The following is a 23356-nucleotide window of genomic DNA, read 5'->3' as shown; positions in this document are numbered from 1 at the left end:
TAAGCTGGGGCCCGGTCCTTACCGCTCGTTCCGTTCACCGAGGAGCACCCGTGCTTGAGGCATTCTTCGAAGCCCTGCTGGCCCTGGTCTGCGTCGGCGTTCTCGCCTTCGCGGGGTTGACCGTGAAGAAGCTGTACCAAGGCCAGCGCTGACCGTTACCACGAGGAATCGCCGCACATGATCGAGATCCCGTCCGACCTGCACAAGGACCTCGTCCCCCTCGTCTTCCTGCTCGGAAACTGGGCGGGCGCGGGCGTCACGGACTTCCCGGGTGCCGAGAAGGCCAACTTCGGGCAGGAGGTCTCCTTCACCCATGACGGGCGGGACTTCCTGGAGTACCACTCGCACACGTGGACCCTCGACGCCGAGGGCAACAAGGTGCGGCCCCTGGAGTCCGAGTCCGGCTACTGGCGTATCGACGCGGACCGCAAGGTCGAGGTCGTGATGGTGCGCGACGACGGCGTGGTCGAGGTCTGGTACGGCGAGCTGGCCGCCAAGAAGCCGCAGATCGACCTGGTCACGGACGCCGTGGCCCGCACCGCCGCGTCCGGCCCCTACACCGGCGGCAAGCGCCTGTACGGCTATGTCAAGAGCGACCTGATGTGGGTGGGCGAGAAGCAGACCCCGGAGGTCCCGCTGCGCCCGTACATGTCGGCCCAGCTCAAGAAGGTCGTGTCCCCGGAGGACGTGGCCAACTGGGCCAAGGACCTCGGCGACCTGCCGGACGACGGGATCGCTTTCTTCAAGTGACGTGATCCGGTTCCTGAAGTGACGTGCTCCGGCCGCGGTGGTCCTAGACTTCGAGTGTGGTGAGCACCGACTGGAAGAGTGATCTGCGGCAGCGCGGTTACCGGCTGACACCGCAGCGTCAGCTTGTCCTCGAAGCCGTGGACACCCTGGAGCACGCGACCCCCGACGACATCCTCGGCGAAGTCCGCAGGACCGCGTCCGGGGTCAACATCTCCACCGTCTACCGGACCCTGGAACTCCTGGAGGAGCTGGGGCTGGTCAGTCACGCGCATCTCGGGCACGGGGCACCGACGTATCACCTCGCGGACCGGCACCACCATCTGCACCTGGTCTGCCGGGACTGCACCCATGTCATCGAGGCCGATGTCGAGGTCGCTGCCGACTTCACGGCCAAGCTGCGGGAGACCTTCGGGTTCGAGACCGACATGAAGCACTTCGCGATCTTCGGGCGGTGCGAGGACTGCGCCAAGAAAGCGAAAGCTACGTAGGGAACGCGAAATAAACGCCGCTGTGCGCTGGTCGTACTCTGAGTGGATATGAAGAGTCCTCTGCTGTCGCTGCCCGGTGCCGTCTCCGCCGAAGGTGTGGACGAAGGAGTCGCCGCGCACTACGGCGACCTGTTCCGGGAACAGCGCGCCCTCGCCGACGGGACCGGCTTCGTCGACCTCTCGCACCGCGGTGTCGTCACCGTCACCGGCGACGACCGGCTCACCTGGCTGCACCTCCTGCTCACCCAGCACGTCAGCGACCTGCCCGTGGGCCAGGCCACCGAGGCGCTGATCCTCTCCGCGCACGGCCATATCGAGCACGCCCTGTACCTGGTGGACGACGGCACGACCACCTGGGCGCATGTCGAGCCCGGCACCGAGGACGCCCTCGTCGCGTACCTGGAGTCGATGAAGTTCTTCTACCGCGTCGAAGTCGCCGTCCGCACCGAGGACTTCGCGGTCGTGCACCTGCCGGCCGGTTCCATCGCCGAGGTTCCGGACGGCGCCGTCGTCCGCGAGATCCCGTACGGCCGCGACCTGTTCCTGCCCCGCGCCGACCTGGAGACGTTCGCCGCGGGGTACGGTCCCGCGGCCGGGATCCTGGCGTACGAAGCCCTGCGCGTCGAGGCGCACCGGCCGCGAGTGGGCTTCGAGACCGACCACCGCACCATCCCGCACGAGCTGGGCTGGATCGGCACGGCCGTACACCTTCAGAAGGGGTGCTACCGGGGTCAGGAGACCGTCGCCCGGGTGCAGAACCTCGGCAAGCCCCCGCGCCGTCTGGTCTTCCTGCACCTCGACGGCAGCGAGGTCCATCTGCCGCCGCACGGCACGCCCCTGTATCTCGCGGACGAGGGCCCGGACGGCCGCAAACTGGGCTTTGTCACGACCTCCGTACGCCACCACGAGCTGGGCCCGATCGCGCTGGCACTGGTGAAGCGGAACGTTCCGCTGGACGCCCGGCTGGTCGCCGACTCGACGGCCGCCGCGCAGGAGCCGGTGGTCGAGCCGTAACCCGTCCGGATCGGGGGCGGCTCAGATGTCCAGCAGGACCGTGAACGGGCCGTCGTTCGTGAGCCCCACCCGCATCGCGGCGCCGAACCGGCCCGTCGCCACCGTCGCGCCCAGCGCCCGCAACCGCGCCACCACCTCGTCCACCAGCGGCTCGGCGACCGGGCCTGGGGCCGCCGCGTTCCAGGTGGGGCGGCGGCCCTTGCGGGCGTCCCCGTAGAGCGTGAACTGGCTGATCACGAGCAGCGGGGCGTCGATGTCCGAGCAGGACTTCTCGTCGCGCAGCATCCGTACGGACCAGAGTTTGCGGGCGAGCGCCGCCGCCTTCTCCTTGGTGTCGTCATGGGTCACGCCCACCAGGACGCACAACCCCTCACCGCTGATCTCGCCGACCGTCTCGGGCCCGTCGTCGCCCTCGACCACGACACTCGCCCCGTCGACCCTCTGTACCACCGCGCGCATGGCGCCCATCATGCCGTGCGCGCCCCCACCCGCTCCCACAGGCCCTGGCACCCTCCCCCGCGCGCCCATCCGGGTTCCCCACAAGGTCCCGAACCCCCCATCCGGGGCCGATCGGGGGCACTCGGTCACATAGCGCCCACTGGGAGTGGCACCATGCATCTCACGCGGTTCGCCGCGCCGGTCGAGGGGACGGTAGAGACGCATGAACACACCTGGTACGGGGCAGCCGCCCGCACCCGTGTCACTGACCCGTACGAGCCCGCGGGACACGGATCCCGGGGGCCGCCTCAGCACCCCACGTCCGCCCATCCAGCGGACCGGCGGCAGCCCGCTCTTCGACGAGCTACCGATGCCGGAGCTGTCGGGGCTCCGGCTGCCCGAACTGCGGACCGTGCGCCGGGACGCCCAGCAGGACGAGGCCGACCTCAGCTATGTACGGCGGCTGCTCCAGGGCCGGATCGACATCCTCCGCGCCGAGCTGGCGCGCCGTACCGCGCCCCGGTCGCCCGTCGTGGACCGGCTGTCGGAGATCCTCACGGACCAGCCCGCGCGGACCCGCTCGTCGGCCCGGCATGTGACCTTGGGCACCCCGCACAACGAGGAGTACCGGGTCCTCGCGGCCGAGATGCTCGCCGAGGTCGAGCTGTCGGACCTGGCAGCCCGTACGGACGAAGAGCTGCACGACGCGATGGGGCGGCTCGTCCGGTACGAGCAGCGGGTCTCGCGGCGCCGTCAGCAGCTCCAGCGCACCACCGACGATTGCAGTGCCGAGATCGCCCGCAGGTACCGTGATGGCGAAGCCCAAGTAGACGACCTGCTCGCGTGACACGACGGTTCCGGCGATCCCGGTGACCGCGGCCGGGACGGGTCCACGCCCGTCCCGGAAGGTCACCATGCCAGCTGCCGGTTTCCCACCCGCGTCCTCGCCCGTCTCCGCGTCGTCGCCCGCGTCTTCGTCTTCGGCCGCCGCCGTGGACCCGGTTCTCGCCGAGGTCGTAAGGTCCGGCTTTGTCGAAGGGCACCACCGGGGGAGCCTGGTGCTGCTGGACGCCGAGGGCCGGGTCGAGCTGGCGCTCGGCGATGTGACGGCGCCGATCTTCCCGCGCTCCTCCAACAAGCCGATGCAGGCCGCGGCCGTGCTGCGCGCCGGGGTCGAGCTGGCCGGTGAGCGGCTGGCGCTCGCGGCGGCCAGTCACTCGGGGGAAACGTTTCACCGGGATCTGGTGCGGACCATGCTGGCCGAGCACGGACTGAGTGCCGCGCAGTTGCTGTGCCCCGCCGATCTGCCGCTCGACGCGGAGGAGGCCGAGGCGTATCTCGCGGCCGGCGCCGTACGCGACCGGGTCACCATGAACTGCTCCGGCAAGCACACGGCGATGCTCGCGGCCTGCCTCCTCAACGACTGGCCCACCGCGTCCTACCTCGACCCGGACCATCCCCTCCAGAAGCTCGTCCTGACCGTGGTCGAGGAGGCGTCCGGCGAGTCCGTCACCGCACTCGGCACGGATGGCTGCGGCGCGCCCCTGATGGCCATCAGCCTCACCGGGCTCGCCCGAGCCTTCCGGCACTTCGTGACCGCCGAGCCCGAGTCCGCCGAGCGCAGGGTCGCGGACGCCATGCGGGCCCATCCGGAATACGTCGCCGGTACGCGTCGGCACGACACCTGGCTGATGCGGGAGATGCCCGGTGCCCTCTCCAAGATGGGCGCGGAGGCCGTCCAGGCGGTCGCCCTCGCGGACGGACGGGCCCTGGCCTTCAAAATCACCGACGGCGGCACCCGCGCCCTGGGCCCGGTCCTGGCCCGAGCCCTCCACCTGCTCGGAGCAGAGGCGGGGGTCCTCGACCGCATAGGGCGTGCGCCGCTGATGGGGGGCGGGGCGGAGGTGGGGGAGGTACGGGCGGTGTTCTGACGTGCGCCTGGGGTAGGGGCGGGCTCGGGCTAAATCAGGGCGACACCATGTATCCGGTTCACCTAGCGTGAGCGCTATGCGTCGTGACGACATAGCCGTACGTCCTGTGACCGTGGACGAGTATCCCGACTGGATCCGCGCCCTGAACACCGGCTTCCTCAGGGAACCGTCCGTTCCGCCGATTGAGGTCGAGAACCGTAGGCCGCTTCTCGAACGGTCCCGTAATCTCGGCGCCTTCGACGGCGCCCGCTGCGTGGCGACGTTCCGCTCGTTCGCGCAGGAGGTCACCGCGGTCGGCGGCGCCGTCGTCACGGCCGACGCCATCTCCAATGTCACCGTCACCGCGACCCACCGCCGCCGTGGCCTCCTCTCCCGCATGATGGCCACCGACCTTCCGGCGGCCCGCGAGCGCGGCGACGTCCTCGCCACCCTGATCGCCGCCGAGTACCCGATCTACGGCCGGTACGGATTCGGCCCCGCCACGACAGCGACGCAGTGGAGTGTCGACGTACCGCGCGCGGGACTCGACCCCCGCTGGGCGGGCCCGGAGGACGGCGGCCGTATCGACCTGGTGGACGCCGAGGACGTACGCAAGCACGGCCCCGACCTGTACGAGCGGTTCCGGCGCGGCCAGCCCGGCGCGGTGGACCGGGACGACCGCTGGTGGCAGGTCACCACGGGGGCGCTGCGGGTGGTGGGCCCGGGGGATCCCTGGACGGAACCGTTCCACGCGCTCTACCGCTCACCGAACGGCGAGGTCGAGGGCCTGCTCACGTACAAGCCCGACGATGTGTGGGGCGACGCCAAGCAGCCGCTGGACACGGCGACCGTGCGCGGTCTGATCGCGCTCACCCCGGCCGCCGAGCGCGCCCTGTGGCGGTTCCTGTGCTCGATCGACTGGATCACCACGATCCGTACGGGCTACCGCGCCCCGGACGATCTGCTTCCGCATCTGCTGCCCGACCCGCGCGCCGCCCGGATCGTCACCCAGGCGGACTGGCTGTGGATCCGGGTCCTGGACGTCGTACGGGCCCTGGAGGCGCGGACGTACGCCGGCTCCGGGTCGCTGGTGATCGAGATGACCGACCCGGACGGTCTGTCGGGCGGGCGCTTCCGGCTCGACGCCTCGCCGGACGGCGCCACCTGCGCGCCGAGCACCCGGTCAGCCGATCTCGTCGTCGGTTCGGGCGAGTTGGCGGAGCTGTGGCTCGGGGACGCGTCGGCCGTGCGGCTGGCGGCCCTGGGGCGGGTGGGGGAGGAGCGTGCGGGCGCCGCCGCCGTTGCCGACGCCCTGTTCCGTACGTTCAGGCGACCGTGGTGCCCGGACATGTTCTGACGGAAGTGGGTTCTGACCGGAGCGAGTTCTGAACGTAGCGAGTGCTGTCCGTAGCGACCTTCAGAACTGCTCCGTGTGGTGCTGTGCTGCTGTGGTGCGCGACCTCGCTTCCTCTTCCTCCACCGTGCGGCGGTACGGGTGCGGCATGGCGTCGTCGGCATGCCGCACGGCCTGACCGGGCTCCCGGCTCCCCTCCGGAAGGAAGCCCGGTCGGACCGTCCAACCTGGTTGAGGTACAGCCATGTTCACCAAGTTGGCTACCAACTCCAGATGTCTTATCTCCGTGATGGCACGTCTCATAACCACCTTTCCTGCAACTCCCAAAAGATGGCCCGAAGTTGTAGGGTTTGGTTGTGGACCGGGAAGGTGCGCACCACGAGATGGCGCGGGAGCTGCGCGGTCGGATCAGGTCCGGACGCCTGCGCCCGGGTCAACGCATGCCCACCCAGGCCGAGTTGGCCGAGGAGTTCGGCGTCGAGCGCGGCACCGTACGGCAGGCCCTGCGTGTTCTCCAGTCGGAACACCTGCTGGCCAACGTGACGAAGGGGAGCCCGGCCACCGTCGCGGGCCCCGCCGAACACGCGCTCGCGGCGCCCGAGGCACCCCCGCAGTCGACCACGGTGGCGCTCGCGCCGAGGATCGCCGCGGCGTTCGCCGCGCCCCATGTGGAGATCGACGCGCTGTGCCTGACCGCGGTCTCACTCACCCTCGCCATCGGCGAACCCCTGCGGCACATCCACGCGGGCCGTATGAATCCGGCCAAGGTCGACGTCCGCGTCCTGCTGCCCAGCCGTGACATCGACCTCGCGTTCCCGGCACCGGTCGCGCCAGACGGCACGGGCGCCGACAGCCGGCTGCACCAACGCTGGCTCACTCAGCGCAACGCCCAGGGCCAGGTTCTGCGGCACAATCTGCTGGCCCTGCGGTCCTCGCACGGCATCGACGTGAACGTCACCTTCCGCGCACTGCCCTTCACCCCGCCGGTGAAGCTGTACCTGCTGAACGGCAGCGAGGCCCTGTTCGCGTACTACACCCTGGCCCGGCGCGGCGAGGAGATCGACCACGAATACCTGGAGATGTACGACGCCCAGGGCTGGCAGTCGCCGCTGTTCCCCTTCGAGCAGGGGGCGGGACTGCGGGACACGACCTTCGTGGAGCAGTCGCACGTATGGTTCAACGCCCTGTGGAACACGATCAGTTCGGACCTGACGCTGACGTCCTGACCTGCATAGGAATGGCGGCACAGGTGCGGCACAGGTGCGGCGGCATGGGGAAGGGCCCGACTCGCGCCGGGCCCCGGTGATGCGGTGGGGGTCGCGTCGGGCTCCAACTCAGAGCGCGGGCGCCGCCACCAGCAGGGCGAGTACGACCGCCCCGATCGAACTGCACGTGGGGTTCTTCGCCTTGATCCCGATGGTGAGCAGCAGCAGCCCGACGATGCCGACGGGGCCGTAACGCCACTGGACGAGCTGCTCGAAGCCGATGACGAAGACAGTGGAGAGAAATGCGACAGCAGGCACGGTGGTTCCTCCTTCGAGGTGGGAGGAGTGGTCTGCCATCTTGGATAAGTTGGCAACCAAGTACACTTGAGTTGTCCCCACTTGGTCGGCACCTATAAACAACTCTCCAACAACTCCCTTTAGATGGGGAGAAGTTGTAGCGTTTGGTTGTGACACAGGAGAACGGTGCGGTGAACGGCACTCAGCCCCAGTCCCCCAAGTACTCGCCCCAGGACATCGCCGACGACCTGCGCGAGCGCATCAGGGCGGGCGTCCTCAAGACCGGCGACCGGCTGCCCACCCAGGCCGAACTCGCGGAGGAGTTCGGTGTGGAGCGGGGGGCCGTACGGCAGGCCCTGCGGCTTCTCCAGGAGGCCGGCCTCCTCAGCAACGTCAGCAAGGGCAGCCCGCCCCGGGTCGCCACCCCCGCGGGTGGCGCCGTGGCGGGCGCCGGGGGTGAGCCCCAGCCCACGATGGTGGGCCTGGCACCCCGCCTCACCGAGGCGTTCTCGGCGCAGCGGGTCCGGATCGACGCGGTCTGCCTCACGGCGGAAACCCTGATGCTGGCCCTCGGCGAACCCGTACGCCAGATCCACGAGGGCCGCATCCAACCGGAGTCGATCACCGTCCGCATCCTGCTGCCGAGCAGGGACATCGCCCTGGCGTTTCCGGTGTCGGCCGACGCGAGTGACGAGGGTGACCGCGTACACCAGCGCTGGCTGTCCCAGCGCAACGCGCAGGGACAGGTTCTGCGGCACAATCTGCGGGCCCTGCGGTCCTCGCACGGCATCGACGTGAGGGTGACGTTCCGGGCGCTGCCCTTCACCCCGCCGGTGAAGCTCTATCTGCTGAACGGATCCGAAGCCCTCCTCGCGTACTACATGGTCACCAGGCGGGCGGAGGAGGGCGAGGACGGGCCGCTCGACATGTTCGACGCGCTCGGCGGCCAGTCGCTGCTGTTCTCCTTCGAGGAGCAGGTGGGGGGACGAGACGGGACGTTCGTGGAGGAGTCGCAGAAGTGGTTCGACGCCCTCTGGGAAACCATCACCTCGGACCTGACACTCTCCTAGTGACTTCTGAGACCGCACAGACCGAACCGGTGACACAGGCGAACGAGAGTTTGCGCGGACTGATCGACCGCGCACGTTTCGTCCTCTTCGACTTCGACGGGCCGATCTGTCGGCTGTTCGCGGGGCACAAGGCCGATCGGGTGGCGGGCGATCTCGTCGAGTGGCTCGAAGGGCGGGGCCTGCACGGGCTGCTCAGCGAAGGCGAACGGGACTCCCTCGACCCGCATGTCGTGCTGCGCGCCGTGGACCGCAGGCACCCCGGCAGCGACCTCGTGGCGGAGCTGGAGGAACGTCTCACCCAGGAGGAACTGCGGGCGGTGTCGTCGGCGATGCCCACGGCGTACGCCGATCCGCTGATCCGGACCTGGTCGGCCGTCGGTTCCCGACTCGCCATCGCCACCAACAACTCGCCCCGGGTGGTCCGCGAGTACCTGGAGGATCGCGGCCTGGCCCAGTGCTTCGCGCCCCACATCTACGGCCGCACCGAGAATCTGCATCTCCTCAAGCCGGACCCGCACTGCCTGATCCGCGCCCTGAACGCGATGGGCGCGGCCCCGGCCGCCTCGCTGATGATCGGCGACGCCCCGTCGGACCTGGCTGCCGCCGAGCAGGTCGGGGTGCCGTTCCTGGGCTACGCGCGTAACGAGGCCAAGGAGAAGATACTGCGTGAGGCCGGTGCCGACACCGTGGTCACCTCACTGAAATCGGTGCTCGACCTGCTCAAGCGCAGCACGTGAAAGGACACTTCACGACCCTTCACGCCCCACCGTCAGCCCTGGGCCATCAGCCCTGAACCATCAGCAGGACGAACAGAATGGCGCCCAGGCAGAGCCACTTGCTGCGCCGCAGATGCAGACCCATGCCCAGGAGTACGAGGCCGATCAGACCCATCGCGCCGAACCGCCATTGCAGCACCTGCTCAAGGCCGAGCAAGAGCAGTGTCTGCACCACGTGCAGGAGAACCATGGAACCCACCCCCACATCTGTCATGTTCGGTGAACCGATCAACTAGCCGTCCAATTGGACTGGTTCACTGAATTGGTTGTCCCCTGCCTGACTGATCCCGTAACCAACGCCCTTCAACAGCAGCCAATTTGACTGAAAGTGGTTTGCTCGCAGAAGTGGAGAGGTACGGTCGCGATGTGAGCGATGGGCAGCCCGGCAAAGTCGGCGGACACAAGGTGCAGAGGGTCGGTGACGTGCTGCGCGCGAGGCTGGCCGACGGGACGTATCCGTTGGGCAGCCGCTTTCCGACGCAGCGGGAGTTGATGGAGGAGTTCGGGGTCTCGCGGGACACGGTGCAGCGGGTGGTCAACGAACTGGCGGGCGAGGGCTGGACCGCCTCCCGCCAGGGCAGCGGGACCTGGGTCGTGATGAAGACGCAGCGGATCCACTCCAGCGCCCCCAAGGGAGGCCGCCGCGGCTCCATGACCCTGGGACCGCTCATCGGCGCCGCGTTCGAGAGCCCTCAGGTCACGCTGGATGTGGTCACCCTGACGTCGGAGTCCCTGGACACGCACATCCGGGTGCAGTCGGAGCGGATCCGGGCCCAGGAGATCGCCCCCGAGACGATCAGCGTCCGCATGCTGCTGCCCTCGGAATCGCTCCCCCTGCCCTACCCGCGCTCCCTGGACGACCCCGCCGATCTGCGCCTGCGGGAACGCCTGCGGGCCATCACCCGCCGGCACACGGAGTCGCTGCGGGAGGTGCTCGGCGCCCTGGAGACCGAGGAACTGGTGGGGTCCGCGCGGCTCACCATCCGCCATGTGGCACTGACTCCGGCCTTCAAGCTGTACATATTCAACGGTGTCGAGGCGCTGCACGGTCCTTACGAGGCCATCGAGCGCACCATCGCGCTGGACGGCGGCGACCGGGTCAAGGCGCTCGACGTGATCGGCCTGGGCTCCACGCTCACCCACTACGTCGCGGACGACGACCAGGACTCACAGGGCTCCGTCTTCGTGGGGAGCTGGCAGGCGGCCTTCAACTCGTGGTGGGACCGTCTCGCGGAGGAGTGAAAGCGCACCCCATCCGGCCCACGGGGCACCTCACGAATCAGCGGACTCGATTCGGAAGGAACAGTTCCCGCCGCTAGGGTGTGCATCACTTTCCCCCGCGGTGGGGGAGTATTCACGAGATCCCTGGAGCTGCCAGTGGGCGCACCTCCTGTTCCCCGCCTGCTCAACGGGGAATGCGCTCCCGACGCCGTCTACGACGAGTTCGTGAAACAGGCCAGGGAACTCGGGGTCGTCCACCAGGGACACCACAACCAGAACCATGTGCTGGGCCTGACAGAGCCGATGGCCCAACGGCTCAACAAGGAGCCCGGAACCCCCGTGACGGTACGGAGCCGGATGGCCGACGCGCTTCCGGTGGTGATCAGGACCTGGCAGGACGAGTCGGAGATCCTCCGCGCCGTCGAGGGCGTACTGCACAACGTCCCGCGTTGTCTGGCCGTCCTGGGTGACATCGCCGTCCACAGCTATGTGGACGGTGTCCCGCTGTCCGGCGTCTGCCCCGACGACAAACCCGTTGACCTGCTCCTTGTCCAGGCACTGGCCGAGGTCTTCGGCGAAATGACCCAGGTACGGCGCGAGGCACTGCCCCGGTTGCCCGCCGACTGGCCCGCCGACGACAAAGACAGCCAGGGATACCTGCGGACCCTCTGCCATCTTGCCGAGCGACAGATCCGCCGGCCCAATTGGACTGAATTCGGCGAGCTGTTCGCCGCGCTCGGCGTTCCGGACGACGCCATGGACCGCCTCGCCGAACGCGTTCCCGTGATGCGACGCCGACCGTTCAGTCTGCTCCACACCGACCTGCACCGCGACAACGTGATCATGTCGTACCACGGCGAACCGCCGGTGATCTGCGTCGACTGGGAGCTGGCGAGCTACGGCGATCCGCTGCACGACCTGGCCACCCATCTGGTGCGCATGCGCTACCCCGACGACCAGTGGGACGAGGTGATCGACGCCTGGGCGGACGCCATGCGGCGCTTCAGGCCCGCCGCGCTGCACGGCCTCGGCGAGGATCTGCGGCACTACGTCGCCTTCGAGCGTGCCCAGTCCGTCTACCCCGACGTGATGCGGGCCGCGAACTCGCTGGAGCACTCGGACGACCAGAGGAGCCTCGACGCGGCCACGCGGGCGGTCCACCGGGCCCTGGAGGCCGCCGCCGAACCCCTTGTCCTGCGCGACCTTCCGGACGAGCGTGAGATCGAGCGGATCCTCTTCCGCCGCCGGGCCGAGCGACACAGCCGCGACGGGAGTACCGGAACGGCCACCGCGATCACCTGGGTGCCCGACGAGCGGGTCGCCGAACAGCCCGACTTTCCCCGTACGGCCGTACGCGAGGCGCTGATCGCGGAGAGCGCGGCGCCCGAGGGACGCGTGTTCAAAGGCACCGCGCACCTCAACTCGGTGGTCCGGGTCAGCGGCGTACCCTTCCCGGTCGTGGTCCGCCGCAAGGCGGTGTCCGTGCCTCGGCGTGAACGGGTCTTTCTCAGTGAGCACGCCGTGCTCGCCGCCATCGAGGACGCGCAGCCCCCCATGGGCAGCGACGCGCCCCGGGTGCGGGCGCCCCGCGTCGTGGCTCTGGGCACCACCAGCCGCACGGCCCTGGGCGCCACCAGCCGCAAGGACCCCTTCGCCATCCACACCTATGCGGGGTCGCCGGACAGCGACCAGCCGCCCCACCACCCCGTGGACGGACTGCTGCCGCACGAGGCCGACGACCTCGTCGACCAACTCGGCGCGCTCACCCGGGTCGACCACCGCCGGCTCGACCCGGCCGCCGACAACCTCGACTTCTACGACTGGCTCACCAGGGAACTCGTCCGCCTGGTCGAAGCACTGCCCTCCGAGTCCCTGCGCTTCGCCGGCGTGCTCGGACTGCCGCGCGGCCCCCGGCTGCGCGAGATCCTGTCCCGGCATCGGGTCGCGCCTCGCGCCCCCGCCCTGCTGCACGGCGACCTCAACCCGTGGAACCTGGTGCGCCGCGAGCACGGCGCCGGACTCACCGTCATCGACTGGGAGATGGCGATGATCGGCGACCCGCTCTACGACCTGGTCCGCCATATGCATCTCACGCCCACCCGGCCCGAGATCCGCGAGCGCATGACCGACCGCTGGGAACGGCGGCTCCCCGCCACCCACACCAAGGGCTGGCGTGAGGACTGGCATGTCTACCAGCGGATCGAGGTCGTCCGCTCCGCCTATGTGGACCTCGACCGGCTGATGACCCGCACGGGTCTCGACGCGCCGAACGTGTGCCGCGCGGTGGACTCGTACGCGGTCACGCTGGCCGCGGCGGCCGGTTCGCTGGGACTGCGGCCCAAGTCGTTCGCGAACCCGTATCTGGCGCGCGCGCTACCGAACCGGGACGCGGTCGACCTGTACGGGGTGTGAGTCGCCCTGGGCCCCGCGCGGCGCCCCGCTCCGAGCCGCCCGCCCGTCTGCGTACCCTCGGTGTCCATGAGTGAGACGCGTGACGCGGGTGAGCCGGGGCTTCGGGAGCGTAAGAGGTTGCGGACGTATCAGGCCGTGTCCGATACGGCTGTCGCGCTGTTTCTGGAGCGTGGTTTCGATGCCGTGTCCGTCGCCGAGGTGGCCGCCGCCGCCGAGATCTCCAAGCCGACGCTGTTCCGGTACTTCCCGGCCAAGGAGGACCTGGTCCTGCACCGGTTCGCGGACCACGAGGACGAGGCGGCCCGTGTGGTCGCCGGGCGTGCGGCCGGGCAGTCCCCGCTCGACGCCCTGCACCGGCACTTCCTCGCGGGTCTGGACCGCCATGACCCCGTGACCGGCCTCAACGACCACCCGAACATCCTCGCCTACCACCGTCTCCTGTACGGGACCCCGGCCCTGGTCGCCCGGCTGCACGGATACCTGGAGCGATCCGAGGCCGCTCTCGCGCACGCCCTCGCCGACTCCGCCGGCAGCGACCTCACCGCCAAGCTGGCCGCCGGCCAGATCATCGCCGTACAGCGCGTCCTCGCCCAGGAGAACTGGCGGCGGATCGCGGACGGCGAGCGGGCGTCGGCGGTACGGGACGACGCGGTCGCCGCGGCCGACCTCGCCTTTGGGCAGCTTCGGGAGGGGCTGCAAGAGTACGAGACTCAGTAAGAAATGTTACTCGGTTGCTTTATTGCGTTATTCTCGCTCCAATGACGTCACCGCCACCGCCACCGCCTCCACCACCCGACGACGCCCTCACACAGGAACGCGCCTACCACGACACCTGCCGCACCGCCCTCGCCGCCATGGTCGACGGCGCCGATGAACAGGTCGTCATCGGCGAGGACGTATCGGCGTCCGGAGCCGACGCCGAAGTGCTCGGGTACGCGCTCCGCAGCCAGGCCAAGGAACTCCACGAACTCCCCGACGGGCCACTCTTCTTCGGGCGCCTCGACTTCAGCGGATCGGCCGGCGAGCACGCGGGCCAGCGCTATCACATCGGCCGTCTGCGCATCACCGAACACCCCTCCGCGCCCCCGCTCGTCGTCGACTGGCGCGCCCCGGTCTCCCGCGCCTTCTACCAGGCGAGCCCCCGTGACCCGCGGGGCGTCGCCGTGCGCCGCCGGTTCGGCTGGGCCCAGGCGAGCACGGGCGCGTCCGCCGACCTGACGGGACTTGAGGACGAGCACCTGGACGAGGTGCCGGACAGGGCATGGGGTGAGGCACTGGATGCGGCGCTCATCGACACGGCCGCCCCCGGCGGGTTCCTCGCGCGTGAGATCGAGCGCCCCCGCATCGGCCCCATGCGCGACATCGCCGCCACCATCCAGCCCGAACAGGACGATCTCGTACGGGCCGACCTGACCGCGTCCGTCTGTGTGCAGGGCGCCCCCGGCACCGGCAAGACCGCCGTCGGCCTGCACCGGGCCGCGTACCTCCTCTACACCCACCCGCAGCGGATCCGGCGCACCGGACTCCTCGTGCTCGGGCCCAACCGGACCTTCCTGCGGTACATCTCCGAGGTGCTGCCCGCGCTCGGCGAGACCGGGGTGCGGCAGGCGACCGTAGAGGACGAGATCGCCCGGCAGCCCGTGACGGCCGAGGACCCGGAGGCCGCCGCCGTCGTCAAGCACGACGCCCGGATGGCGGAGGTGCTGCACCGCGCCCTCTACGCGCGCGTGGGAGCCGTTTCCGATACGGACGACCTGGTCGTGCCGGACGGCTCGTACCGCTGGCGGGTCCCCGGGGGCGCGCTCGACCGGATCGTCGCGGAGGTCCGCGCGGAGCGGCTGCCGTACGAGGTCGGCCGGGAGCGGGTCCGTACGCGCGTGGTGGCGCGGGTACGGGAGCGGGCGGAGCGGCGGGCCGGGCTCCGCGGCGGCGCGTGGGTGCAGCGGATCGGGCGGGCGCGGCCTGTCACCGCGTACCTCGACACCGTCTGGCCGAAGGTGCGGCCCGAGGAGGTCGTCGCCGAGCTGCTGTCCGACCCCGGCGCGCTCGCGCGGGCCGCCGGCGGGATCCTCGGCGCCGACGAGCGGGCGGCGCTCGGGTGGGCGAGACTCCCGCGCTCGTACAAGTCGGCCCGCTGGTCGGCCGCCGATCTCGTGCTGCTCGACGAGGTCGCCGGACTGCTCGAACACCCCGGCGGATACGGGCACATCGTGGTGGACGAGGCGCAGGACCTCTCGCCGATGCAGTGCCGCGCCATCGCCCGCCGCGCCCGGTACGGCTCCCTCACCGTGCTCGGCGACCTCGCCCAGGCCACCGCGCCCTGGGCGGTACGGGACTGGGCCGCGCTGCTCGGGCACCTGGGCCGGCCCGAGGCCCCGGTGGTGCCGCTGACCGTCGGTTTCCGGGTTCCAACAGCGGTGGTGGAGTTCGCGAACCGGCTCCTCGCCGAGCTGGATGTGCCCGTACCGCCCGGCCGGTCGCTGCGCCGGGACGGCGAGTTGAGGGTGCGTCGGGTGCCGGACGCGGTGGCCGGGAGCGTGCGCGCGGTACGGGACGCACTCGGGTACGAGGGGTCGGTCGGGGTGATCGCGGCCGACGCTGAGGTGGAGCGGGTGCGGGTCGCCCTCGCGGACGCCGGGATCGAGGCGGGCGGGATCGGGGCGGGTGGGGCCGGTGAACTCGGGTGCCGGGTCACGGTGTTGCCCGCCTCGCTCGCCAAGGGACTGGAGTACGACCATGTCGTCGCCGTCGAACCGGCCGCCGTCGCGGAGGCCGAACCGCGCGGGCTGCACCGGCTGTACGTCGTGCTGACCCGGGCGGTGTCACGGCTCGACGTGGTGCACAGCCGCCCGCTGCCTTTCGGGGCGTGAGCGGGCGGCGGTCGGGGACTCGGGCGGGTCGACAGGGGTCAGAAGTTGATCATGTGGCCTGCCAGTCCGTGCACCGCCTCCTTGACGGCCTCGCCGAGTGTCGGGTGCGCGTGCACGTTACGGGCGACCTCGTGCACCGTGAGATCCCACTGCTGCGCCAGCGTCAACTCGGGCAGCAGCTCGGTGACATCGGGACCGATGAGGTGACCGCCGAGCAGTTCCCCGTACTTGGCGTCGCTGATGAGCTTCACGAAGCCGACCGTGTCGCCGAGACCGTGCGACTTGCCGTTGGCCGTGAACGGGAACTTCGCCACCTGGACGTCGTACCCCCGCTCCCGTGCCTGCGCCTCGGTCCACCCGAAGCTGGCGATCTGCGGCTGGCAGTAGGTGGCGCGCGGGATCATCACATAGTCCAGCTCCATGGTCTCCGCGTCTGCGATCGTCTCGGCCGCGATGATGCCCATGGCCTCGGCGGCGTGCGCGAGCATCAGCTTCGATGTGACGTCGCCGATGGCGAAGATGTGCGGTACGGACGTACGGCACCGGCCGTCCACGTCGATGGCGCCCCGCTCGGTGACCGCGACACCGGCCGCCGCCAGGCCGAACCCGGTGACATTTGGCTGGAAACCGATCGCCTGAAGGACCTTGTCGGCCTCCAGCACCTGCTGCGAACCGTCCTTGGAGGTGACCGTGACGCGGACCTGCGGGCCCGACTCGTCGATGGAGTCGACACGGGTCGACGTCAGTACGTCGATGCCCAGCTTCCGGTACTGACGGGCGAGTTCGGCCGACACCTCCACGTCCTCAAGCGGTGCCACCCGATCGAGGAACTCCACGATCGTGACGTTGACGCCGTAGTTGTGGAGCACGTACGCGAACTCGATACCGATGGCGCCGGCGCCCGCGATGACGATGCTGCCGGGGAGGTCGTCGGTGAGGATCTGCTCCTCGTAGGTGACGACCCGGTCGGTACGGCGGGTGCCCGGAAGGAGCTTCGGCGTGGCGCCGGTGGCGATGACACAGTTCTCGAACGTGACGGTACGGGTGGTGCCGTCCGGCCCGTCGACCTGGAGGGTGTGCGGGTCGGTGAAGGTGCCGCGGCCGTCGATCTCGGTGATCGCGTTCTTCTTCATCAGATAGTGCACGCCCTTGACCCGGCCGTCCGCGACCCGGCGGCTGCGGCGGTACGCCTCGCCGTAGTCGAAGGACACCTCACCGTCGACCTTGATGCCGAAGGTCTTGGCCTCGTGGGTGAAGATATGGGCGAGTTCCGCGTTGCGGAGCAGGGCCTTGGTCGGAATACAGCCGACGTTCAGGCACACGCCGCCCCAGTACTTCTCCTCGACCACCGCCACCTTCTTGCCGAGTTGGGCGGCTCGGATCGCGGCGACGTAGCCCCCCGGGCCGGCTCCGAGTACGACGACGTCGAATCGGTCTTCCATGGAACGCTCCTTGCCTCGCGGAACCTGTGCTTACGATCCTTGCGTATCCCGTCCGGGTCAGTGACCGGGCCCGGCCTGCGGCCGGCTCTTGGCCTGCGGCCGGCTCTTGGCCTGCGGCCGGCTCTTGGCCTGCGGCCGGCTGTCCCACCCGCCTGCGTTGCGGTCCGTGTGTGGCCTGCGGCCCGGCTTTCCCACCCGCCCGCCCGTACGGCCTGCGGCCCGCCCCCACCCGCCTGCGTTGCGGTCCGCGTACGGCCTCCGGCCCGGCTTTCCCACCCACCCACCCATTCGTCGGGCTGCGGCCCGCTCCCGGCCCGCATACGCGTACCTGTCTGCTCAGAGTGCCGTGTCTGTGACGTGGCGACCTGCCGGACCGGACGATTCCGACCGTTCCGGTGGCGTCTTCGGGCTTCGCAGAACCCCGTACGCCACCCCGAACGCCGCCGTCAGTAGGCCCGCGCCCACTCCGAACGCCACGTGATAGCCACTGGTCAGTGCCTCCGGCGCCGTCGCCCCGGCCGCGAGCCGCGACTCCGTGCGGGAGGCCGCCAGCGTGGACAGGACGGCGACGCCCAGCGCCATACCGATCTGCTGCGTCGTGTTGAACAGGCCGGACGCCAACCCCGCGTCCCGCTCATCCGCCCCGGACATCCCCAACGTCGTCAACGCGGGCAGCGCCAGGCCGAATCCGGCGGCGAGGAGCATCAGCGGGAGGACATCGGTCACGTAACGGGCGTGCACCGGGACCCGGGTGAGGAGGAGCAGGAGGACGATCAGAAGGAGCAGCCCGGTCAGCAGCACGCGGCGTTCGCCGAAGCGGGCGTTCAGGCGGGCCGAGACGCCCAGCGACACCGCGCCGATCACCACGGCCGCCGGCAACATCGCGAGTCCGGTCTCCAACGCCCCGTATCCGAGGACCTTCTGGAGATAGAGCGCCACCAGGATCTGGAACGAGAACAGCGCCGCCACCATCAGCACCTGCACCAGATTCGCGCCGGTGACCGCGCGCGAGCGGAAGATCCGTAGCGGCATGAGGGGAGTTTCGGCGCGGGCCTGGCGGACCACGAATCCGGCGAGCAGCGCGAGGGCGAGTGCGCCGAGCCCGAGCGTGGGCGCCCCCGTCCACCCGTACCGCTCGACCTGAACGACCGTATAGATCCCGAGCATCAGGCCCGCCGTGACGAGCAGCGCCCCGAGTACGTCCGCGCCGGCGGCCAGGCCGAGGCCCCGGTCGGTGGGGAGTACGGGGACGGCGAGAGCGAGGACCGCGAGGCCGATCGGCAGGTTGATGATGAAGATCCAGTGCCAGGAGAGCGCGTCCGTGAGGACCCCGCCGAGCACCTGCCCGATCGACGCCCCGGCGGCGCCCGTGAAGCTGAACACCGCGATGGCGCGGGCCCGTTCGGCCGGGCGCGGATACAGCGTGACGAGGATGCCGAGCCCCACCGCCGCCGACATCGCGCTGCCGGCGCCCTGGAGGAACCGGGCCACGATCAGCGTGACCGGGCCGTTTGCGACGCCCGCGAGGACCGAGGCCGCGGTGAACACGGCTATACCCGCCATGAACATCCGCTTGCGCCCTATGAGGTCCCCGAGTCGGCCCGCGAGGAGGAGCAGGCCGCCGAAGGCGATGAGGTAGGCGTTGACGACCCAGCTCAGCCCGGCCGGGGAGAACCCCAGTTCGCCCTGGATGGCGGGCATCGCGACGGTGACGATGCTGCCGTCGAGGATGACCATCAGGAGGCTGGTGGCGATGACGACCAGGGCGAGGGTCCGCCGCCGTCTTACATCAGGTGCATCAGGTGCAGCATCAGTTTCATCAGTGGACGCACGGGTCATGGGGCTCTCCTGTCGGATGCGGCGCGGTGCGGTGCGGTGCGGTGCGCGACAGGATTGACCGTAGCAGATGGTTTTGTTGCAGACTATTTGTTTCGGATCTAACCTCGGTTCCGTTCGTGGCCTCGTTCGTCTTCTTGTTCGTCGTCTCGTGTCGGTACTTGCTACTTTCCGCGCTGTCGGGCCCGGCGTACCGGCTGCGGGCCCTCCGCCGGATTGGCCAGATGTCCATCGGTCAGGCGTCGCAAGGCCCGTACGAGGATCGTGCGCTCGTCGTCCGGGAGCGCCCCGAGCGCTTCCCCGTGCACCCGGTCCACGATCCGCTGGCTGCGCTCGGCTACCCGCGCGCCCTCTTCGGTGACGGCGATGATCCGCGCGCGCCGGTCCTTGCTCGACGGGCGGCGCTCGGCGAGTCCGGCCTTCTCCAGGGCGTCCACGGTCACGACCATCGTGGTCTTGTCCATGTCGCCGATATCGGCGAGCTGGATCTGGGTGCGCTCCTCTTCGAGGGCGTGGACGAGGACGCAGTGCATCCGCGCGGTCAGCCCGATCTCGGCGAGCGCGGCGGCCATCCGGGTCCGCAGTACGTGACTGGTGTGGTCCAGGAGGAAGGAGAGGTCCGGTTCGGTACGGGTGGGTGCCATGGCGGTCATGCGTGCCAGGTTAGCGGGGAATGTCCCGTCGCGGATTATCCGCTAGCGCTCGCTTTGAGTGTCGGTGTCGGTGTCGGTGTCAGTGGCTCGCAGTACGGTCCGCCTCATGGCACCGAACTCCGATCCGACTCCAGATCCGACCTCCGATCCGACCTTCCGTCTGACCTTCGATCTCACCCTCGACTGCACGGACGCCCTGCGCGTGGCCGCGTTCTGGAAGACGGCCCTCGGCTATGTGGACGAGCCGCCGCCCCCGCCCTTCACGACCCGCGAGGAATGGCACGCGAGCTTCGACCTGCCGGAGGACGACTCGGTGGACGACGGCGCCTGGCTCAGCGCCCCGGACGGCACCGGCCCGAGACTCGCGATCCTGAAGGTCCCCGAACCGAAGACGGCGAAGAACCGCCTGCACATCGACGTACGGGTACCGGGCCACGGAAGCGCGGAGGACCGCTGGGCCCGGATCAGGGCCGAGTCGCAGCGTCTGGTGAAGGCGGGCGGCTCGGTCGTGGAGGAATTCGACGGCCATCACGTACTGATGGCCGACCCGGAGGGCAACGAGTTCTGTGTGGCGGCGGGGCCGACGTATGACCGGGCGGCAAGGATGGCACGGCTTCGGGACCGAAACACCGGTTCGTAGACTGACGGCGTGGCATTCGTGAGCACTCCGCACTGCTTCCTGTGATCGGAAGGCGTTGAGGGCGAGGCCGGTCGGCGTCGCCCTCCTTGGTGTGCCTGCTCCGCGCCCCGCGTGCAGGCACGGTTCCTTCCCCTCGCCGTTGCCAGGAGTGCCTCGTGCCCGTGTCGCTTCCCCTTCCCCTTGCCCTTGAGCAGTTCCTTGACGTGCTGCGTTGCCCGACGTGTTGCGGCCGTCTTCATCTGGATCGCTGTGCCCTGCGCTGCCCGGCAGGTCACACCTTCGACATCGCCCGCCAGGGGTACGTCAGCCTCCTGACGGGCACCCGCGCGCTCAGCGGCGACGACGCGGCCATGGCGCGGGCCCGGGACCGCTTCCTGTCCACCGGCCGGTACCTTCCCATCCGCCGGGCCGTGGCCCGACTGGCGGCCGAGGCCATGCCCGCGCGGGGCACGGTCGTGGACGTCGGCTGCGGCACGGGCTACTACCTGGCCGGTGTGCTCGGGCACCTTCCCGACGCCCGGGGACTGGGCCTTGACGCTTCGGTGCGCGCCCTGCGTTCGGCTGCCCGAGCCCATGCCCGAGCCGCCGTCGCGACCTGGGACGTCTTCCGTCCCTTCCCGCTGGCCGACGGGGTGGCCGACGTCGTCCTTGACGTGTTCGCCCCGCGCAACCCGTCCGAGTTCCACCGAGTACTGAGCCCGACCGGCCGGCTGGTCGTGGTACGGCCCACCGGACGGCACCTGGCCGAACTGCGCGGTCACGTACGGGCGATGGTCACCGTCGACCCGGCCAAGGAACAGCGCCTGCACCGAGCGCTCGACCCCCACTTCGAGGCCGTCGCCACCGAACGGGTCGAGTACGTCACCCCGTTGACCGCCCTTGAGGCCCTGGATCTGGTGGGCATGACATCGAGCGCGCGCCATGTGAGCCGTGCGGAGATCGAGATCGACCACCACGGCCTCCTGCCCGACCGGGTCACCGTCTCCGTACTGGCCACCACCTATCGGCGCCGGTGACCGGGTCCGCCGGTGACCAGGTCCGCTGGTGACCACGTCCGCCGGTGGCTAGGTCCGCTCTCGCGCCGCCCGCAGGCGGTGGGTCACGCCGATTTCCGCCACGTTCTTCGTGAGTTCGAAGTTCACCCAGCTCGCGATGTCCAGGAGGGTCAGGTTCCCGCCCCAAGGAAGGCCCGCCGTACGGGCCGTGGAGTCCAAGTCCGCGTCCGTCAGGGGGAGTAGGGCGGTGCGCCAGTCGGTCTTCAGGGTGCGTAGCCAGTCGGCGGTGGCCGCCGCCGTGCCGGGCCATGTGATGTCCTCGCGCGCCGGTGCGCCCGGACCGAAGCAGTGCTGGTGAGTCGTGGTCCACCAGTAACCGATGTGCCAGGTCAGCCAGGCGATGGACGTGTTCGGTACGGGGTCCGGCTCCGGTACCTCCCAGTCGGCCACCCATCGCCCGGCCGTGTCGCGCCGCACACTCCAGGCGCCCGGCGCCGGTTCCCAGAAGTGGTCCTCGTCGTCCAGCTTCTCCACGTGGTACTCGAACAGCGTCCAGACCAGGTCGAGTTGGCGGACCACGAGGTCGACACGGACGTTCGTCATGGGCGTCGTACCGGCTGTGGTCATGGTGGGCAGGGTGTCAGCGGGTCGGCCGGGGGGCCAAAGGAATATCGCTCCGGGTCGCCATGATGAATGCCTGCGCCGTGCTCTCCCGGTACGACCCGTCGACGTCCGCCTCCCTCGTCAGGCGCCCCGTCACCACGAACCCCGCCTTCGTCAGGAGCGCGGCGACCTCGTCCGGGCCGTGCCGGTAGACGTCGAGGTCCACCTCGTGACCGTACGCACGGTCCAAGTGCACCTGCTCGCCGCCCACTTTGAACGCCGTCAGCAGATGCCCGCCCGGGGCCAGTACCCGGTGGAACTCCGCGTAGGCGGACGGCAGTTGCTCCAGTGGGGTGTGGCATGTCGAGTACCAGGCGAGGACCCCGCCGAGGGTGCCGTCCTCGATGTCCAGCGCAGTCATCGACCCCACGCCGAACTCCAGGTCCGGGTGCCTTCGCCGGGCCACCTCGATCATCCCCGGCGACAGATCCACGCCGAACGCGGTCACCCCCAGCCCGGTCAGATGCGCGGTGACCCGACCCGGTCCGCACCCGACATCCGCCACCGGTCCCGCACCGGCCGCCCGTACCACCTCCGCGAACGCGGCGAGCATCGCTCGGTCCAGCGGCTTCTTGTCCAGTTCGGCGGCGAGGAGTTCGGCGTAGTCGGCGGCGACGGTGTCGTACGACGCGCGGGTCGTCCCAAGGCGGGCGGCAGGCATGGTCATGGGCGAGGACGCTACCTCCCGCCACCGACAGCCGAGAGGAGCGTCAGCCGAGAGCAGCATCCGCCGAAGGGAGCATCAGAGGAGCATCAATCCCCGCGCGCCCCCGAGTACCCCCTTGGGATGATGACGGGCATGCGGACGATCCTGCGTGGAACCCTGGTCACCCTGCGTCCGGCCACACCGGCCGACATCCCGGAACTCGCCGCGATCCGGACCACGCCCGAGGTGTACGCGCGCTGGCGCGGCGGCGACGACCTGACGGCCGAGGTGGCCGACGACCTCGCAGACCCCGAGGCCCGGACGCTCGCGATCGAGTACGAGGGCCGGGTGGTCGGCGCGATCCAGTGGGGCGCCGAGGACGAGCCGGACTACCGGCACGCCAATATCGACATCTACGTCGACCCCGCTGTCCACGGGCGCGGCATCGGCACCGACGCCGTCCGCACCCTCGCCCGCCATCTGATCGACGACCACGGATACCACCGGCTCGTCATCGACCCGGCCGCCGACAACACCGCCGCCATCCGCTCCTACCGCAAGGTCGGCTTCCGCCCGGTGGGCCTCATGCGGCAGTACGAGCGCGGGCCCGACGGCAGTTGGCACGACGGGCTCCTCATGGACCTGCTGGCCGACGAGCTGGAGTGAGCCACCCGCA

The 23356-nt window shown here is 70.0% G+C and carries 24 protein-coding genes; 16 read left to right on the top strand and 8 right to left on the bottom strand.

Features of this window, described 5'->3' with window-relative positions; genetic code table 11:
• Positions 1 to 177 precede the first annotated feature (177 nt).
• The 3 genes from ACFVT5_RS12510 to ACFVT5_RS12500 are packed head-to-tail and all read left to right on the top strand — an operon-like array spanning position 178 to position 2252.
• Positions 178 to 750 (top strand): FABP family protein, encoded by a 573-nt coding sequence (locus ACFVT5_RS12510; RefSeq protein ID WP_389885062.1) that lies wholly within the window; start codon positions 178 to 180, stop codon positions 748 to 750.
• 56 nt (positions 751 to 806) lie between these two features.
• Positions 807 to 1238: a Fur family transcriptional regulator gene (locus ACFVT5_RS12505; protein ID WP_389885059.1), complete on the top strand. Its 432-nt coding sequence runs from the start codon at positions 807 to 809 to the stop codon at positions 1236 to 1238.
• Between the two features lie 48 nt (positions 1239 to 1286).
• Positions 1287 to 2252: a YgfZ/GcvT domain-containing protein gene (locus ACFVT5_RS12500; protein ID WP_389885056.1), complete on the top strand. Its 966-nt coding sequence runs from the start codon at positions 1287 to 1289 to the stop codon at positions 2250 to 2252.
• 21 nt (positions 2253 to 2273) lie between these two features.
• Here the strand turns inward: ACFVT5_RS12500 and dtd are convergent, their stop codons facing one another.
• Complete coding sequence (dtd, locus tag ACFVT5_RS12495) at positions 2274 to 2711, bottom strand: D-aminoacyl-tRNA deacylase (RefSeq protein WP_389885053.1); 438 nt, start codon at positions 2709 to 2711, stop codon at positions 2274 to 2276.
• Between the two features lie 202 nt (positions 2712 to 2913).
• Between dtd and ACFVT5_RS12490 the strand changes: the two genes are divergently transcribed.
• From ACFVT5_RS12490 to ACFVT5_RS12475, 4 genes are all read left to right on the top strand, one after another.
• Positions 2914 to 3537: an ABC transporter substrate-binding protein gene (locus ACFVT5_RS12490; protein WP_389885050.1), complete on the top strand. Its 624-nt coding sequence runs from the start codon at positions 2914 to 2916 to the stop codon at positions 3535 to 3537.
• A 67-nt stretch (positions 3538 to 3604) separates the two neighbouring features.
• The gene (locus tag ACFVT5_RS12485; RefSeq protein ID WP_389885047.1) at positions 3605 to 4621 is read left to right on the top strand and encodes an asparaginase; all 1017 of its coding nucleotides are present in this window, start codon (positions 3605 to 3607) and stop codon (positions 4619 to 4621) included.
• A 76-nt stretch (positions 4622 to 4697) separates the two neighbouring features.
• Complete coding sequence (locus tag ACFVT5_RS12480; RefSeq protein ID WP_389885044.1) at positions 4698 to 5957, top strand: GNAT family N-acetyltransferase; 1260 nt, start codon at positions 4698 to 4700, stop codon at positions 5955 to 5957.
• Positions 5958 to 6337: 380 nt separating this feature from the next.
• Complete coding sequence (locus ACFVT5_RS12475) at positions 6338 to 7180, top strand: GntR family transcriptional regulator (RefSeq protein WP_389885298.1); 843 nt, start codon at positions 6338 to 6340, stop codon at positions 7178 to 7180.
• Positions 7181 to 7288: 108 nt separating this feature from the next.
• Here the strand turns inward: ACFVT5_RS12475 and ACFVT5_RS12470 are convergent, their stop codons facing one another.
• Positions 7289 to 7477, bottom strand: coding sequence for a hypothetical protein (locus ACFVT5_RS12470; protein WP_389885041.1), 189 nt, complete (start codon positions 7475 to 7477; stop codon positions 7289 to 7291).
• 143 nt (positions 7478 to 7620) lie between these two features.
• On the opposite strand from ACFVT5_RS12470, the gene ACFVT5_RS12465 reads away from it, so the two are divergent.
• Positions 7621 to 8526 carry a GntR family transcriptional regulator gene (locus tag ACFVT5_RS12465; RefSeq protein WP_389885039.1) on the top strand — a complete coding sequence of 302 codons (906 nt, stop codon included), beginning with the start codon at positions 7621 to 7623 and terminating at the stop codon, positions 8524 to 8526.
• Positions 8526 to 9263 (top strand): HAD family hydrolase, encoded by a 738-nt coding sequence (locus ACFVT5_RS12460; RefSeq protein ID WP_389885036.1) that lies wholly within the window; start codon positions 8526 to 8528, stop codon positions 9261 to 9263. The genes ACFVT5_RS12465 and ACFVT5_RS12460 overlap by 1 nt, the downstream gene beginning before the upstream one ends.
• A gap of 46 nt (positions 9264 to 9309) precedes the next feature.
• Here ACFVT5_RS12460 and ACFVT5_RS12455 read toward each other — a convergent pair whose 3' ends face one another.
• Complete coding sequence (locus ACFVT5_RS12455) at positions 9310 to 9492, bottom strand: hypothetical protein (protein ID WP_389885034.1); 183 nt, start codon at positions 9490 to 9492, stop codon at positions 9310 to 9312.
• A gap of 176 nt (positions 9493 to 9668) precedes the next feature.
• Here ACFVT5_RS12455 and ACFVT5_RS12450 point away from each other — a divergent pair, with 176 nt between their 5' ends.
• From ACFVT5_RS12450 to ACFVT5_RS12435, 4 genes are all read left to right on the top strand, one after another.
• The gene (locus tag ACFVT5_RS12450; protein ID WP_389885031.1) at positions 9669 to 10544 is read left to right on the top strand and encodes a winged helix-turn-helix domain-containing protein; all 876 of its coding nucleotides are present in this window, start codon (positions 9669 to 9671) and stop codon (positions 10542 to 10544) included.
• A 135-nt stretch (positions 10545 to 10679) separates the two neighbouring features.
• Positions 10680 to 12935 carry a phosphotransferase family protein gene (locus ACFVT5_RS12445; RefSeq protein ID WP_389885028.1) on the top strand — a complete coding sequence of 752 codons (2256 nt, stop codon included), beginning with the start codon at positions 10680 to 10682 and terminating at the stop codon, positions 12933 to 12935.
• Between the two features lie 66 nt (positions 12936 to 13001).
• On the top strand, positions 13002 to 13652 hold the full coding sequence (locus ACFVT5_RS12440) for a TetR family transcriptional regulator (protein WP_389885025.1): 651 nt from the start codon (positions 13002 to 13004) through the stop codon (positions 13650 to 13652).
• Positions 13653 to 13693: 41 nt separating this feature from the next.
• A complete protein-coding gene (locus tag ACFVT5_RS12435) occupies positions 13694 to 15805 on the top strand; it encodes a HelD family protein (protein ID WP_389885023.1) in 2112 nt (703 codons plus the stop codon).
• A 38-nt stretch (positions 15806 to 15843) separates the two neighbouring features.
• Here ACFVT5_RS12435 and lpdA read toward each other — a convergent pair whose 3' ends face one another.
• From lpdA to ACFVT5_RS12420, 3 genes are all read right to left on the bottom strand, one after another.
• Positions 15844 to 17247 carry a dihydrolipoyl dehydrogenase gene (gene lpdA, locus ACFVT5_RS12430; protein WP_389885020.1) on the bottom strand — a complete coding sequence of 468 codons (1404 nt, stop codon included), beginning with the start codon at positions 17245 to 17247 and terminating at the stop codon, positions 15844 to 15846.
• A 336-nt stretch (positions 17248 to 17583) separates the two neighbouring features.
• Positions 17584 to 19086, bottom strand: a complete 1503-nt coding sequence (locus ACFVT5_RS12425) for an MFS transporter (protein ID WP_389885018.1) — start codon at positions 19084 to 19086, stop codon at positions 17584 to 17586.
• A 161-nt stretch (positions 19087 to 19247) separates the two neighbouring features.
• Entirely contained in the window at positions 19248 to 19736 is a 489-nt protein-coding gene (locus tag ACFVT5_RS12420) for a MarR family winged helix-turn-helix transcriptional regulator (protein WP_389885015.1), read from the bottom strand.
• A gap of 106 nt (positions 19737 to 19842) precedes the next feature.
• Between ACFVT5_RS12420 and ACFVT5_RS12415 the strand changes: the two genes are divergently transcribed.
• Positions 19843 to 20376, top strand: coding sequence for a VOC family protein (locus tag ACFVT5_RS12415; RefSeq protein ID WP_389885013.1), 534 nt, complete (start codon positions 19843 to 19845; stop codon positions 20374 to 20376).
• A 155-nt stretch (positions 20377 to 20531) separates the two neighbouring features.
• Positions 20532 to 21392 (top strand): putative RNA methyltransferase, encoded by an 861-nt coding sequence (locus ACFVT5_RS12410; protein WP_389885010.1) that lies wholly within the window; start codon positions 20532 to 20534, stop codon positions 21390 to 21392.
• A gap of 48 nt (positions 21393 to 21440) precedes the next feature.
• On the opposite strand, the gene ACFVT5_RS12405 is transcribed toward ACFVT5_RS12410, so the two are convergent.
• Positions 21441 to 21998 (bottom strand): DinB family protein, encoded by a 558-nt coding sequence (locus ACFVT5_RS12405; RefSeq protein ID WP_389885007.1) that lies wholly within the window; start codon positions 21996 to 21998, stop codon positions 21441 to 21443.
• 13 nt (positions 21999 to 22011) lie between these two features.
• On the bottom strand, positions 22012 to 22701 hold the full coding sequence (locus tag ACFVT5_RS12400) for a class I SAM-dependent DNA methyltransferase (protein ID WP_389885004.1): 690 nt from the start codon (positions 22699 to 22701) through the stop codon (positions 22012 to 22014).
• Positions 22702 to 22833: 132 nt separating this feature from the next.
• On the opposite strand from ACFVT5_RS12400, the gene ACFVT5_RS12395 reads away from it, so the two are divergent.
• Positions 22834 to 23346 carry a GNAT family N-acetyltransferase gene (locus tag ACFVT5_RS12395; RefSeq protein WP_389885002.1) on the top strand — a complete coding sequence of 171 codons (513 nt, stop codon included), beginning with the start codon at positions 22834 to 22836 and terminating at the stop codon, positions 23344 to 23346.
• Positions 23347 to 23356: the final 10 nt, after the last annotated feature.

The sequence above is a fragment of the Streptomyces sp. NPDC058001 genome (assembly GCF_042886315.1).
Taxonomy (GTDB): domain Bacteria; phylum Actinomycetota; class Actinomycetes; order Streptomycetales; family Streptomycetaceae; genus Streptomyces.
The sequence above is the reverse complement of the archived record's forward strand: the minus strand, read 5'-3'. Positions and strand labels throughout refer to the sequence as shown.

Coding starts and splice junctions, on each gene's coding strand:
- ACFVT5_RS12420 (WP_389885015.1), bottom strand. CDS start 19,736: ATGACCGCCATGGCACCCACCCGTACCGAACCGGACCTCTCCTTCCTC.
- ACFVT5_RS12490 (WP_389885050.1), top strand. CDS start 2,914: ATGAACACACCTGGTACGGGGCAGCCGCCCGCACCCGTGTCACTGACC.
- ACFVT5_RS12395 (WP_389885002.1), top strand. CDS start 22,834: ATGCGGACGATCCTGCGTGGAACCCTGGTCACCCTGCGTCCGGCCACA.
- ACFVT5_RS12405 (WP_389885007.1), bottom strand. CDS start 21,998: ATGACCACAGCCGGTACGACGCCCATGACGAACGTCCGTGTCGACCTC.
- ACFVT5_RS12435 (WP_389885023.1), top strand. CDS start 13,694: ATGACGTCACCGCCACCGCCACCGCCTCCACCACCCGACGACGCCCTC.
- ACFVT5_RS12415 (WP_389885013.1), top strand. CDS start 19,843: ATGGCACCGAACTCCGATCCGACTCCAGATCCGACCTCCGATCCGACC.
- ACFVT5_RS12485 (WP_389885047.1), top strand. CDS start 3,605: ATGCCAGCTGCCGGTTTCCCACCCGCGTCCTCGCCCGTCTCCGCGTCG.
- ACFVT5_RS12475 (WP_389885298.1), top strand. CDS start 6,338: ATGGCGCGGGAGCTGCGCGGTCGGATCAGGTCCGGACGCCTGCGCCCG.
- lpdA (WP_389885020.1), bottom strand. CDS start 17,247: ATGGAAGACCGATTCGACGTCGTCGTACTCGGAGCCGGCCCGGGGGGC.
- ACFVT5_RS12425 (WP_389885018.1), bottom strand. CDS start 19,086: ATGACCCGTGCGTCCACTGATGAAACTGATGCTGCACCTGATGCACCT.
- ACFVT5_RS12400 (WP_389885004.1), bottom strand. CDS start 22,701: ATGACCATGCCTGCCGCCCGCCTTGGGACGACCCGCGCGTCGTACGAC.
- ACFVT5_RS12480 (WP_389885044.1), top strand. CDS start 4,698: ATGCGTCGTGACGACATAGCCGTACGTCCTGTGACCGTGGACGAGTAT.
- ACFVT5_RS12510 (WP_389885062.1), top strand. CDS start 178: ATGATCGAGATCCCGTCCGACCTGCACAAGGACCTCGTCCCCCTCGTC.
- ACFVT5_RS12500 (WP_389885056.1), top strand. CDS start 1,287: ATGAAGAGTCCTCTGCTGTCGCTGCCCGGTGCCGTCTCCGCCGAAGGT.
- dtd (WP_389885053.1), bottom strand. CDS start 2,711: ATGCGCGCGGTGGTACAGAGGGTCGACGGGGCGAGTGTCGTGGTCGAG.
- ACFVT5_RS12455 (WP_389885034.1), bottom strand. CDS start 9,492: ATGGTTCTCCTGCACGTGGTGCAGACACTGCTCTTGCTCGGCCTTGAG.
- ACFVT5_RS12440 (WP_389885025.1), top strand. CDS start 13,002: ATGAGTGAGACGCGTGACGCGGGTGAGCCGGGGCTTCGGGAGCGTAAG.